Origin of the sequence: Paeniglutamicibacter sp. NPDC091659, assembly GCF_044756805.1 — a bacterium.
Taxonomy (GTDB): Bacteria; Actinomycetota; Actinomycetes; order Actinomycetales; family Micrococcaceae; genus Paeniglutamicibacter.
In genome coordinates this window covers 1-13,059 of record NZ_JBIVTO010000006.1, presented here as the reverse complement: position 1 = coordinate 13,059, position 13,059 = coordinate 1, and the positions used below count along the sequence as shown (strand labels likewise).

The following is a 13,059-nucleotide window of genomic DNA, read 5'->3' as shown; positions in this document are numbered from 1 at the left end:
TTCTTGGAGCCGGGGGCTTTGTCGTACCCAGGCGGTCCGGCCTCAGCGTTGCCCCAAAGGGACGAAGAAGACCATGGATTGCGGGACTAACGGCCGGCAAGGCGCATCGTTCAGTAATTGCGACGAAATCGTTGGCGTTCCCGGATCCGGTATCCCGTCGATCGCTCTCGTACGCACCGGGACCCACAGTGTGAGGGCACAGTATGGGGCGTTCCTGCCAGGTTTGCTGGTGCTTGCCTGCCGCTGTGTTTTCTACTTACCTACGACCTTTTGTGCGACCGGATGTGGGCATGGAGACAGAGAGGAAGATCGGTCGCGAAAAAGGTTGTTTAAGGCCACCGATGGATGTTTCCTATAGTCAGATTCGGAAAGGATATCTGTCCGGATTTACGACCATTCAAACGAAGGAGTTCATATGGACACCGGAAGTGGTTTTATGGCGAATTTCGATTGGGCGGGAACGGTGCAAAAGGTCGTTTTTGCCCTGATCATCCTCTTAGTGACGTGGCTGCTGGCCAAGTTCATCAAGTGGGCCATTGGAAAGCTGGTGGGCAGGGTCAAGCTGTTGCAGCGCCAGGGGAACGACGGCGAACCGCTTGGCAATTCGCTCGGAACGATCGCGGCACTGATCGTCTGGCTCTTCGGCCTTGTCGCCATCTTGCAGGTGTTTGCCCTTTCCGAGGTGCTGGCGCCCGTACAGCAGTTGCTGGCAAACGTCATGGGGTTCATCCCCAACGTCATCGGGGCCGGCGTCGTCTTCTTCATCGGCTACATGATCGCCAAGATCGTTCGCCAGCTGGTCACCACGGCGCTGGGCACAGTCGATTTCAGTCGCCTGACAAACAAGCTCATGCGCAAGCATGAAGCGCCGGATCCCGTCGAATCGCGTGAACGGAACGTAAGAATTATTTCCGTCATCGGCAACATCCTCTTTGCGGTCATCATTATCGTGGTGGGCATCAGCGCGCTGCAGGTGCTTGGCATCGCGGCCATATCCGATCCCGCACAGCAAATGCTGGCCCTGATACTGAACGCAATTCCACTCATCATTGCGGCTCTGATCCTGCTGGGAATTGGCTATGCCATCGCGAAATTCGCCGGCAGCATTCTCCAGAGCACACTGCAGGGGGTCGGCGTCGATGAGACGGTGCGCAAATGGGGTATCGTCCGCGAGAGACAGAGTGCCTCGGCCATCATTGCCCTTCTGGTGAAAATCGCGATCATGCTGTTCTTCGGCATCATGGCCGCGCGATTGCTGAACTTCCCGGAAGTCACCGCCATCCTCAACCAGATCCTGGCCCTGGCCGGCAGTGTCCTGTTCGGCGGCTTGATCATTGCCGCCGGATTCCTCATCGCCAATGTTCTGGCCAAGATCATGGAGGAGGGCACTGCGGCAACCGTGATCCGCTATGCGACCATCGCGTTGTTCGTGGCCATGGGCCTGAACTACATGGGTCTGGCAGACTCCATCATCAACATGGCCTTTGGCGCAGTCGTCATCGGTGGAGCACTCGCAGCGGCCCTCGCCTACGGCCTGGGTGGACGCGACGCGGCAGCCCGGTCGCTGCAACGTCTGGAGCACAAGATGCCTCCGGCTACGCCGCCGACTGCCCCGCTCGGCTCTGTGGATCCGCTGGGCTAGGAGTATGAATGCCGCGTTGTCTGACCCGGCGCATGTCGAATGGGTGGTTTCGGGCCGAATGGTCCGGGGCCACCCATTGTTTCGGGGCCCGATGCTGGGTTTCACCCCTGACCCCGGAATATAGTGAGCAGCCGCTTCGAGGTGCTTGCCGTGTCCATGGCCCAGTCGTGCTTGGAATTTCCCATAAAAAATACGTGTGATTTACCGCTCGCGACTTTCGGATGAAAACCGCGGAATGACGGGGATGATTGACGGCAAGTTGGCGAATCGGTGTCGATTTTGTCTCGAAAATTGCCTCGTGCAACCGGGTGATGTTCGGCACGATTTCCGTCAGTTTTTCCAGAAGGACTAGAATAGTGAATTGGGTCAATCGTGGCCCCGAACCCCGAGACCCAAAATTCTCTAGAAGAAGTGAGCCTTTTCGCATGTCAGATTCCACTCTCATTCGTCGCGACGACCTGCGTAACGTAGCAATCGTTGCGCACGTTGACCACGGCAAGACCACTTTGGTCAACGCAATGCTCCAGCAGACTGGTGCATTCGACAGCCACGGTGAAACCGAAGATCGTGTGATGGACTCTGGCGAGCTCGAACGCGAAAAGGGCATCACCATCCTTGCGAAGAACACCACCGTGTTCTACAACGGCCCGGCCGCCGAAGGCAAGCAGATGACCATGAACATCATCGACACCCCGGGCCACGCCGACTTCGGTGGCGAGGTAGAGCGCGGCCTGTCCATGGTTGACGGCGTTGTCCTCCTCGTTGACGCATCCGAGGGCCCGCTGCCGCAGACCCGCTTCGTGCTCCGTAAGGCACTCGTTGCCAACCTGCCGGTCATCATCGTCGTGAACAAGACCGACCGCCCGGATGCCCGCATCGACGGCGTCATCTCCGACTCCATGGACCTGCTCCTGGGCCTGGCCTCGGACCTGGCCGACGAAGCGCCGGATCTGGACCTAGACAAGATCCTGAACGTCCCGATCGTCTTCGCCTCGGGCAAGGCCGGCTTCGCCTCGGCCAACCAGCCTGCCGACGGCACCATGCCGGACAACGAGGACCTCGAGCCGCTGTTCGAGACCATCATCAAGCACGTCCCGGCCCCGACCTACACCGAAGGCGAAGTCCTTCAGGCTCACGTCACGAACCTTGACGCATCGCCGTTCCTTGGTCGTCTGGCACTGCTGCGTATCTTCAACGGCACCCTGCGCAAGGGTCAGCAGGTTAACTGGGCGCGCCAGGATGGCACGATGAAGCAGGTCAAGATCACCGAACTGCTCGCTACCAAGGGCCTGACCCGTGTTCCGGCCGAAGAAGCCGGACCGGGCGAGATCGTTGCAGTTGCAGGCATCGAAGACATCATGATCGGTGAAACCCTCACCGACCTGGAAAACCCGAAGCCGCTGCCGCTGATCACCGTTGACCCGCCGGCCATCTCGATGACCATCGGTATCAACACCTCGCCGCTGGCCGGCAAGGTCAAGGGCGCCAAGGTCACCGCACGCCAGGTCAAGGACCGCCTCGACAAGGAACTGATCGGTAACGTTTCGCTGAACATCCTTCCGACCGAGCGTCCGGATGCCTGGGAAGTCCAGGGCCGTGGCGAATTGGCACTGGCCATCCTCGTTGAGCAGATGCGTCGCGAAGGCTTCGAGCTGACCGTCGGCAAGCCGCAGGTTGTTACCAAGAAGATCGACGGCAAGGTCCACGAGCCGATGGAACACATGACCATCGACGTACCCGAGGAATACCTCGGCGCCGTGACCCAGCTGATGGCTGCCCGCAAGGGCCGCATGACCAACATGGCCAACCACGGTACCGGCTGGTGCCGCATGGAATTCATCGTTCCGGCCCGTGGCCTGATCGGTTTCCGCACCCGCTTCCTGACCGACACCCGCGGTGCCGGCATCGCCTCCTCGCTGGCCGAGGGCTACGAGCCATGGTGCGGCCCGATCGAATACCGCATCAACGGTTCGATCGTTGCCGACCGCTCCGGCGTGGTCACTCCGTTCGCGATGATCAAGCTTCAGGAACGCATGGCCTTCTTCGTGCAGCCCACCTCCGAGGTCTACGAAGGCATGATCGTTGGCGAGAACTCACGCGCCGATGACATGGACGTGAACATCACCAAGGAAAAGCAGCTCACCAACATGCGTGCAGCTTCCTCGGACACCTTCGAGAACATGACGCCGCCGCGCAACCTGACCCTTGAAGAGTCCCTCGAATTCGCTCGCGAAGACGAGTGCGTAGAGGTCACCCCGGATGCGATCCGCATCCGCAAGGTTGTCCTGAACGCCAGCGAACGCGCCAAGGTCAACCGTGCACGAGCCAAGGCCTAACCAGCGCCAAGGGGCCTCCTTGGCCCCCATGCTGGGAAGCGTCCTGGCGGCCTTGGCCGCCGGGGCGCTTGCCGCCGTGGTGGGAACGATCCTGCATGCCTCTGTCGGCTATGCGGGGGACGCCCCGATTCCTTGGGGCGCCGCCCTGGCCCTGTTGCTCACAGCAGCCCTGTCCTACTGGACCGGAATGCTTCGCGGGAAACTTTGGGTCAGTGCGTTGACCGGATTGAGCACCTACGTCCTGGTGGCGTTGTTCTCGGCCGACGCGCACAACCAGATGATCGTCTCCGCACAGTACCTTGATGTCCTGCCCGGCCCTGCGCTGGCAGGGACCATCTGGGTCTACGGAATCATCGTCCCCGTTGTCGTTGCGGTGTTCATGGTCTCGCGCCACCTGCGCGCGCGGACACAGTCCAAGGTTTAGCCACAAAATACGGGAAATGCCCGGAAGGAAATCCTTCCGGGCATTTTGCGTACTCTGGCGGTTTTGCCGCCGCGGGCTCACCGCTAGTTCGAGTTCAAATCCAGGTGGTGGGCCATGAACAGGGAGGTGGCGACGCCGTCGGCATCGGGCTCCCGCATTGCATAGTCCTCGATGACCGCATGGATACGGGCCAGCATTTCCTTTTGGGTGGCCTCGCTGAGTTTCAGTCCGACCCGGAGAACCTGAATTTCCTCGGGGGCGAGGCCGTCAATTTCCTGAAGGAATGTGTCGACAAGCAACGGTGCCGCATCTGGCAGCTTGGTGCCCCAGGAGAGCTTGGTGCTCCGGTAGGGCACTTCCTTGGCTCCCCGGTTGCCGCGCCGGGTCTCCTCGGCCGCGAGGAACCCGTTGGAGAGCAGCGTGCGCACATGGTGCAGCGAAGTGGCCGGATTGATATCCAGCAGGTCCGCTATTTCCTTGTTGGTGCGGGATTCGTGCAAGCAGAGTCGCAAAATGCGTAGACGGAGCGGGGAGCTAAGCGCCCGCGCACGGGCCTGTAGCTCTTCATCTGTGGCCATGAGATCAGCATACGTGAAAATCTGCCACTGATTGAATCATTCAAATCACATGTGCGGCGACGTCGATTTTCCGTGCCGGACGGGCAATGGCGAGGCTTGCCAGGTCAGCTCCTGTACGCGGTACGCCTGCGTTCAGGGGGCGGGGGAACCAGCTTCGCATGGGTGATCGACCCGCGGTTGATGTGAATTTCCCCGGTGCGGGTCTGTACCGTTACCGACTTCTCGTTGATCTCCAACAGGTATCCCAGTGCGTCGCTCAGTCGTTCGCCTGCCGAGCCTTGTTCCCCGGGGGAGAGCCGGTAGCGGACCACCACTCGGGCGCCGGGGTCCAGGGATGCGAAAAAGTCCGTGCTCATGCACCAATCCTAGGGGCTGGCTGCAGCGGCTTCGTGGCGCGACGCATGACGTAAGAATTTCCCCCGCGGGGGACTCCAGCGGCTTCGCGGCGCGACGCATGACGTAAGAATTTCCCCCGCGGGGGACTCCAGCGGCTTCGCGGCGCGACGCATGACGTAAGAATTCCCCCGCCAAGGGCCGCAGCGACAACATTGCGCGACGCGGAACGTAAGAATTCGCCGGTTCGGGGGGGTGTTGACGCAAGCGATAGATGTGAGAAATACCTGTTCAACGTGCTGCTGCGGCAATCTAGTCGGGGCAGGACTAAGCTTGTCTCAAGCATGCTTAGCAGCATGCACACCCACCGAACATTTTCCGTAGTGAAGGAAGGCCCCGGGTACCGTGACCTACATCATCGCCCAGCCATGTGTCGACGTCAAAGACAAGGCATGCATCGAAGAGTGCCCCGTTGACTGTATCTACGAGGGCGAACGCTCGCTGTACATCCATCCCGACGAATGCGTCGACTGCGGTGCCTGCGAACCGGTCTGTCCCGTCGAGGCCATCTACTACGAGGACGACGTCCCCGACGAGTGGGCCGAGTACTACAAGGCAAACGTCGAATTCTTCGATGAGGTGGGTTCGCCCGGCGGAGCCGCGAAGCTCGGCAACATGGGCATCGACCACCCGATCATCTCCGTGCTCCCGCCGCAGAACCAGGAATAACCACCCCGCATGTTGAGTCTTCCCGAATACCCCTGGACAGCGCTGGCGCCCTACACGGCCAAGGCTTCCGAGCACCCCGACGGGGTAGTCAACCTGTCGATCGGCACCCCCGTAGACCCCACGCCCCAGGTTGTCATCGATGCGCTTCGCGCCGGCGCCGATGCGCCCGGCTACCCGACAACGCATGGAACCGTGGAACTGCGCGAGGCGATCGTCGAGTGGTACGCCCGCCGCCGCAACGTGCGCGGCCTGGGCGTCGATGACGTGATGCCGACCGTCGGGTCCAAGGAAATGGTGGCCTGGCTTCCGTTGCTGCTGGGGCTGGGCGCGGGGGACCTGGTGGTTCGTCCCGTGGTTGCCTACCCCACCTATGACATCGGTGCCACGCTCGCGGGAGCGGAGTCGATCGCCGCCGATTCGCTGGCAGAACTCTCCGCGGAGGACCGCGCCCGGGTTAAGCTCGTGTGGGTCAATTCCCCAGGCAACCCGACGGGCATCGTGCACGATGCCGCCACCCTCAAGGCTCTGGTCGACGACGCCCGCTCGCTCGGCGCCGTCGTGGCCTCCGACGAGTGCTACGCCGAATTGGGCTGGGGGGACTACGAATCCGGTGTCCCGAGCGTGCTCGACGAGGCCGTTTGTGGCGGAGATCACACGGACCTGATTTCCGTGTACTCATTGTCCAAGCAGTCGAACGTTGCCGGGTACCGCGCGGCGTTCATTGCCGGGGCGCCGAACCTGATGCCCGCACTGATCAACAGCCGCAAGCATGCCGGCATGATCGTGCCCGCCCCGGTGCAGGATGCCATGCGCGCGGCGCTTGCCGACGAGGCGCACGTCGCGGCCCAAAAAGCCCTGTATCGCGCGCGTCGCGAGGCCTTGATCCCCGCGCTTGAGGGCTTCGGCTTGCGCATCGAGGACTCCGTGGCGGGACTCTACCTGTGGTGCACCGCCGACGAGGATTGCTGGATCACGATGGGGCGCCTGGCGGAGCTCGGAATCATCGCCGGGCCCGGTGCGTTCTATGGCGACGCCGGAGTGAATTTTGTGCGCATAGCGCTCACCGCAAGCGACGAGCGGATTGCCAGCGCTGTTCAACGGCTGAATGCGGCCCGCCGAGTCTAAAACATGACCATCCGATTGGTGTCATGCGCCTACTAAACGGTAGCGTGGCACTGATTACTGACCATCGGATCCATCTGTATTCCGGTTAGGAGAGACAATGACGGAAAACAATTCTGCTCAGCTCAGCTTCGGCGGCAACAACATCGAACTCCCTGTTGTGCCCGCTGTAGAAGGCAACAATGGCTTTAACATCGCTCCGCTTTTGAAGGCAACGGGTGGCGTGACTTACGACCCGGGCTTCATGAACACCGCTGCGACCAAGTCCGCAATCACTTACATCGACGGCGACGCGGGCATCCTGCGCTACCGCGGTTACCCGATCGAGCAGCTGGCCGAGAAGTCCAGCTTCCTCGAGACCACTTACCTGCTGATCTACGGCAACCTTCCCTCGGCCACCGAGCTGGAGGAATTCGACCAGAAGATCCGCCGCCACACCCTGCTGCACGAAGAGCTCAAGGGCTTCTTCGGCGGCTTCCCGCGCGAAGCGCACCCGATGCCGGTGCTTTCTTCGGCCGTGACGGCGCTGTCGACCTGGTACCAGGATTCGCTCGATCCGTTCGACGAGGAACAGGTCGAACTTTCGACCATCCGCCTGCTGGCCAAGATGCCGGTTCTTGCCGCCTACGCGCACAAGAAGTCCATCGGCCAGGCACTGCTTTACCCGGACAACTCGATGAACCTCGTCGAGAACTTCATGCGTTTGAGCTTCGGCCTTGCCGCCGAGCCGTACGACATGGATCCGGACATCGTCAAGGCCCTGGATCAGCTGCTGATCCTGCACGCCGACCACGAACAGAACTGTTCCACCTCCACGGTGCGCCTGGTCGGTTCCTCGAACGCGAACATGTTCGCCTCGGTGTCCGCGGGCATCAACGCACTCTCCGGCCCCGCCCACGGCGGCGCCAACGAGGCGGTCCTGAAGATGCTGCGCCAGATCCAGTCGGAGGGCCTGAAGCCCGCGGACTTCATGGAGAAGGTCAAGAACAAGGAGGACGGCGTCCGCCTCATGGGCTTCGGACACCGTGTTTACAAGAACTACGATCCGCGCGCCAAGATCATCAAGGCGACGGCTCACGACATCCTCAACAAGCTCGGCGGCAACGACGAGCTGCTGGATATCGCCATGTCCCTGGAAGAGCGCGCCTTGAGCGATGATTACTTCATCTCGCGCAAGCTCTACCCGAACGTGGACTTCTACACCGGCCTGATCTACAAGGCCATGGGCTTCCCGGAGAAGATGTTCACCGTCCTCTTCGCCATCGGCCGCCTGCCAGGCTGGATTGCACAGTACCGCGAGATGTTGCAGGATCCGGAAATGAAGATCGGCCGCCCGCGCCAGCTGTACGTGGGCGAACCCGAGCGCAACTACCCGAACCGCTAAACGGATCGGTGCGGAGGGGCCTTCCCGCTCCGCAGCGCTCGGAATCTTGTGTTCCCAGGCCCGTCGGGCGTTGCTTCGAGAGAATCGAAGCGGCGCCTGCCGGGCCTTTTGGCGTTCAGCCGCGAAGTGGCGCGATTTTTTCGGCCCAACACTTGCATTCGGGGCTATTCTTGAAGTAGGCGTTGGTTTTTGATGGAAACGAGTGTGCCTCATGGTTCAAGAGTCTGGTCCCGGTTGGAAGGTCTCAGCTGATACCCACCGTGAGATGCTGCTGGCACTGTATATTCGGGATTTGGCGGCGATCGAACCGCTTGGAACCCCGTGCCTTGCACCGCTGTGCCCCCGGGTGAAGCCCGCCGCGGCGCGCGAGCTGGCCGAGGAGTCCACCGGTGAACTGCGCCAGGAATGGCAAAGCTGGTGGGAGCGTATCCTGCGCGGAGGCTATTCGCCGCCCGAGCTGACAGACGACCCCGACTTTGCGGAGTTCTCCGATTCCCCGAGCCTGCAGCACCTGTTGCGCGCCCACTACGGAAATGCGTTCACCTGGACGCAGAACCGGATGGGGGAGTACAAGGACTACTGCACGAAGAACACCGTCGAGCGCTTGGCGCTGGTTTCACAGCTGTTCTTCGAACGCGAACTCGGCGGCCAGGACGACGGGGAACTGCACCTGAAGATGGTGGAGCTGCCGCTGGCCGAACCCCGCGCCTGGTTTGTCGAGCCGGACACCGTCCTGTTGAGCCAGGACCTGATGCTGGACGCCGAGCTGTTCCGCAGCTATATGCAACCGATCATCGGGATGATGAAGTAGGTCCGTGCGCACGGTTCCGTGCGTTCACGGGCTACTGCGTGGCCGACTGGATGATGACGTAGCCGTCGGTGGTGGCGGCCGGAACCCATGCGCCCTGGGTGCGGTTCCACACCAGCCCGGCGTAGGAAACGGACTCGGTGTTCATGACCCCGGCGTTTGCAACCGCCCACTGGGCAACAGCCCAGCCCTGCGTGCCCTTCGCCGGGACCTTGAGGCGCGGCCCGTCGACCACCGCATTGCCGATGCCGGTTGCCTGGCGCAATGTCGTTTCGACCTTCGCGGGAGAACCCGCCGATTCCGCGGGGCGCAGCGTGCAATTAAGCGCCGAGACGGCGTTGCCGGTCAGCGGCGCGGAGAAGGCCTTGGCCAAGCCCTCGTGCTTGGCATAGGCCATCGGGTAGGCGCTGCGTTGCACCTTCTGGGCCGCGTCGGTCAACGCCATCGAGGCGTAGTCGAAGGTTTCCAGCTCCTGGAAGAACCTGCCGGCAGCATAGACCGGGTCCATTACCTGCGCCTCCGTGCCCCAGCCCATGCTGGGCCGCTGCTGGAAGAGGCCGCGGGAATCGGGGCCGGCGCTGTCGCCGTAATCGATGTTGGTGAGCTTGGATTCCTGCATCGAGGTGGCGATGGCAATGGTGGCCGCGCGTTCGGGCAGGCCGCGCTTGGTGGCCACCGCGGAGATCAGCGCGGCGTTCGAAGCCTGCTCGGGGGAGAGGCTGTAGCTGTTGGTTCCCACGACGGCCGCGCACTTTTCACGCACCATGTTTTGGTCCAGGCCGATGAAATTCATGGCGGCGTAGAGGCCGCCGCCGATCAAGCCGCAGGCGATAAGCAGTGCCAGCAATGCGCGGCCCCAGCTGCGGGGCCGCGCATGTCGGCCGTGTCGATGGGCTTCCCCGGTGTGGGAGCCCATCGACAGTACCCGTTGGTGTGCATCAGTTGGCATGCAGGATGCTGTTCAATTCCACGTGTTGGCCGGCGCGGGCCAGCGCCTCCACGGCGCCGGTGACGGAGTTGCGGCGGAAGAGCAGGTTCGGGACGCCCGAAAGCTCCACGGCCTTGACGGTCTGGCCATTGAGTTGCACGCGGGTGCCGGCGGTGACATAGAGCCCGGCCTCGACCACGGAATCGTCGCCGATGGAGATGCCGACGCCGGAGTTGGCGCCCAGCAGGACGCGCTCGCCAACGGTGATGCGCTCCTTGCCGCCGCCGGACAGGGTGCCCATGATGGAGGCGCCGCCGCCGACGTCCGAGCCGTTGCCGACCACGACGGAGGCGGAGATGCGCCCCTCGACCATGGAGGTGCCGAGCGTGCCGGCATTGAAGTTCACGAAGCCCTCGTGCATGACGGTGGTGCCCGGCGCCAGGTGGGCACCGAGGCGCACGCGGCCGGCATCGGCGACGCGCACGCCGGAGGGCACGACGTAGTCGAGCATGCGGGGGAACTTGTCGACGCCGAAGACCGTCAGGACCCCGCGGCGGCGCAGCTTCAGGCGCGTGGCCTCGAAGTCCGCGACGGCGCACGGGCCGAAGTTGGTCCAGACGACGTTGTTCAGCAGGCCGAAGGCGCCATCGAGGTTTACGTCGTTGGGCAGCACCAGGCGGTGGGAAAGCAGGTGCAGACGCAGCCACACGTCGGCCGTGTCGGCCGGAGCGACGTCAACGTCGATCTCCAGCGACACCACAGACTGGGTGGTGCCGCGCTCGGCGTCGGACTGCGCGGCGGCAGCGAGTTCGCCGGAGACCTTTGCCGCGTCTTCCAGGCTTCCCATGCGTGGATCCGGGAACCACACATCGAGTACCGAACCGTCCGAGGCGTAGGTGGCCAGGCCGTGGGCCGAGGCAATGCGCAGGGGTCGTGGGGAGTCAATATCGGGGCGGGTGTCTACCGGAGTCATGAATCAATCCTAACGTGGCACAAGGCACTAATCTGGAATTGTGCATAGCAACCCAAACCCCGAACTTCATCCCGCCGCCCCGATCGAACTGGACCTCGGCCAGGACGTCGCGCTGCTCACCGCGCAGCTGATGGACATCGAATCGGTCTCCGGCAACGAGAAGGCGCTGGCGGACGCCGTCGAGCACGCCCTTTCGAAATGCGCGCACCTGCAGGTGCACCGCGACGGCGACGCGATCGTTGCACGCACCACGTGGGGCCGCGCAGAACGCGTGATCCTGGCCGGCCACCTCGACACGGTGCCGCTGCCGACAACCCCCGGCGCACGCGGCACGGTTCCGGTGAGCTGGGAGGGCGAGACCCTCTACGGCCGCGGCGCCACCGACATGAAGGGCGGGGTCGCCGTGCAGCTCGCGCTTGCCGCCTCGCTGGCCGACGCCGCGCGCGACGTAACATTCATCTTCTACGACCACGAAGAGGTCGAGGGCTCCAAGTCCGGGCTGGGCAGGCTCTTCCGCAACTGCCCCGAACTGCTGGGCGGAGATTTCGCGATCCTGCTCGAACCCACCAACGGCACCGTCGAGGGCGGCTGCAACGGCACCAGCCGGTACCGGGTGCGCACCCGCGGGGTCGCCGCGCACTCGGCCCGCGCCTGGATGGGCGAGAACGCGATCCATGCAGCGGCCCCGATCCTGCAGGTCCTCGCCGACTACGAACCGCGCACCGTGGACGTCGACGGGCTGGACTACCGCGAGTCGCTGAACGCCGTGCGCATCGCCGGCGGCATCGCCGGCAACGTGATCCCGGACTTCTGCGAGGTGGAGGTGAACTACCGCTTCGCCCCGGACAAGGACGTGGCCCAGGCCGAGGAGCACGTCTTCGAGCTTTTCAAGGACTTCGAAATCGTCCGCACCGACGGCGCACCGGGTGCCCGCCCGGGCCTGAACCATCCGGCGGCCGCATCGTTCGTCGCAACGGTCGGGCAGACGCCGAAGCCCAAGTACGGCTGGACCGACGTCGCGCGATTCTCCGAGCTTGGCATTCCCGCCGTGAACTTCGGCCCCGGCGATGCCCTGCTGGCGCACTCGGACGACGAGCACGTCACCGCAGACGCGATCCGCGAATGCCTGGCCACGTTGCACAGCTGGCTCGGCGGGGAATAACTCCCTCCGCTGCGGGCAGCCTGGGCAGCCGCAAACGGGCGATGCCGCCGGATTCCCGCCCCTGGCGGGGGCGGGAATCCGGCGGCATCTTTTTGTTCGCTGCCCGGTGTCGTTGCCTCCGGCCCTAGACCTTCGGGTCGATCGGGGCCACCGGCGGCGCGATGGGCGCCTCGATGTCGGTGGCGGGGTTTCCCCCCGCCGCGGCGTTCGGCATCCGGCTGCTCAGGCGGCGGGAGACGATTTCCGCCAGCTTGCCCAGCGCGAAGTTGATGACGATGAAGATCGCCGCGGCCAGCAGCAGTGCCTGCAGCATGTTGCCGTTGGCTGCGGCGAAGGTCCGCGAGTAGAACAGCAACTCGGTGAAGCCGACGATGTAGCCCAGCGCCGAGTCCTTCAGGATGACCACGAACTGGCCGATCAAGGCCGGCAGCATCGCGACCAGGGCCTGCGGGATCTCGATCAGGCGCAGCGACTGGGTGCTCGTCAATCCGATCGCGATGCCGGCCTCGCGCTGCCCCTTGGGCAGGTTGCGCACCCCGGAGCGCACCAGCTCGGCGACCACCGAACCGTTGTAGAGCATCAGCGAGATGACGACCGCCCAGAAGGGCGCGTCGGTCCCGCTGACGATGCCGGTGCGGGC

General features: G+C 63.4%; 13 protein-coding genes. 8 read left to right on the top strand and 5 right to left on the bottom strand.

What is annotated here, in order from left to right; all coding sequences use genetic code 11:
* The first annotated feature begins 415 nt into the window (after positions 1-415).
* The 3 genes from ACIQLF_RS12000 (at position 416) to ACIQLF_RS11990 (ending at position 4,402) form a co-directional block, all read left to right on the top strand.
* Complete coding sequence (locus ACIQLF_RS12000) at positions 416-1,642, top strand: mechanosensitive ion channel (protein ID WP_400298499.1); 1,227 nt, start codon at positions 416-418, stop codon at positions 1,640-1,642.
* Between the two features lie 425 nt (positions 1,643-2,067).
* Entirely contained in the window at positions 2,068-3,978 is a 1,911-nt protein-coding gene (typA, locus tag ACIQLF_RS11995; protein WP_400298497.1) for a translational GTPase TypA, read from the top strand.
* 28 nt (positions 3,979-4,006) lie between these two features.
* Positions 4,007-4,402 carry a hypothetical protein gene (locus ACIQLF_RS11990; RefSeq protein WP_400298495.1) on the top strand — a complete coding sequence of 132 codons (396 nt, stop codon included), beginning with the start codon at positions 4,007-4,009 and terminating at the stop codon, positions 4,400-4,402.
* 83 nt (positions 4,403-4,485) lie between these two features.
* Here ACIQLF_RS11990 and ACIQLF_RS11985 read toward each other — a convergent pair whose 3' ends face one another.
* The gene (locus tag ACIQLF_RS11985) at positions 4,486-4,980 is read right to left on the bottom strand and encodes a helix-turn-helix domain-containing protein (protein ID WP_400298493.1); all 495 of its coding nucleotides are present in this window, start codon (positions 4,978-4,980) and stop codon (positions 4,486-4,488) included.
* A 104-nt stretch (positions 4,981-5,084) separates the two neighbouring features.
* On the bottom strand, positions 5,085-5,336 hold the full coding sequence (locus ACIQLF_RS11980) for a hypothetical protein (RefSeq protein ID WP_400298491.1): 252 nt from the start codon (positions 5,334-5,336) through the stop codon (positions 5,085-5,087).
* 382 nt (positions 5,337-5,718) lie between these two features.
* On the opposite strand from ACIQLF_RS11980, the gene fdxA reads away from it, so the two are divergent.
* The 4 genes from fdxA to ACIQLF_RS11960 all read left to right on the top strand — a co-directional run bounded on the left by fdxA (position 5,719) and on the right by ACIQLF_RS11960 (position 9,359).
* Positions 5,719-6,042, top strand: a complete 324-nt coding sequence (gene fdxA, locus ACIQLF_RS11975) for a ferredoxin (RefSeq protein ID WP_209997901.1) — start codon at positions 5,719-5,721, stop codon at positions 6,040-6,042.
* A gap of 9 nt (positions 6,043-6,051) precedes the next feature.
* A complete protein-coding gene (dapC, locus tag ACIQLF_RS11970; protein WP_400298488.1) occupies positions 6,052-7,167 on the top strand; it encodes a succinyldiaminopimelate transaminase in 1,116 nt (371 codons plus the stop codon).
* A 97-nt stretch (positions 7,168-7,264) separates the two neighbouring features.
* Complete coding sequence (locus ACIQLF_RS11965) at positions 7,265-8,548, top strand: citrate synthase (RefSeq protein WP_400298486.1); 1,284 nt, start codon at positions 7,265-7,267, stop codon at positions 8,546-8,548.
* A gap of 211 nt (positions 8,549-8,759) precedes the next feature.
* Entirely contained in the window at positions 8,760-9,359 is a 600-nt protein-coding gene (locus ACIQLF_RS11960) for a hypothetical protein (RefSeq protein WP_400298484.1), read from the top strand.
* Positions 9,360-9,390: 31 nt separating this feature from the next.
* On the opposite strand, the gene ACIQLF_RS11955 is transcribed toward ACIQLF_RS11960, so the two are convergent.
* Both ACIQLF_RS11955 and dapD read right to left on the bottom strand, forming a co-directional pair.
* Entirely contained in the window at positions 9,391-10,305 is a 915-nt protein-coding gene (locus tag ACIQLF_RS11955; RefSeq protein ID WP_400298481.1) for a hypothetical protein, read from the bottom strand.
* Positions 10,295-11,257 (bottom strand): 2,3,4,5-tetrahydropyridine-2,6-dicarboxylate N-succinyltransferase, encoded by a 963-nt coding sequence (dapD, locus tag ACIQLF_RS11950; RefSeq protein WP_400298479.1) that lies wholly within the window; start codon positions 11,255-11,257, stop codon positions 10,295-10,297. Before dapD ends, ACIQLF_RS11955 begins: the two co-directional genes overlap by 11 nt.
* 40 nt (positions 11,258-11,297) lie before the next feature.
* Between dapD and dapE the strand changes: the two genes are divergently transcribed.
* Entirely contained in the window at positions 11,298-12,419 is a 1,122-nt protein-coding gene (gene dapE, locus ACIQLF_RS11945; protein ID WP_400298476.1) for a succinyl-diaminopimelate desuccinylase, read from the top strand.
* 124 nt (positions 12,420-12,543) lie between these two features.
* On the opposite strand, the gene ACIQLF_RS11940 is transcribed toward dapE, so the two are convergent.
* A partial coding sequence (locus ACIQLF_RS11940; RefSeq protein ID WP_400298474.1) for an ABC transporter permease subunit occupies positions 12,544-13,059 on the bottom strand: 516 nt, incomplete at its 5' end.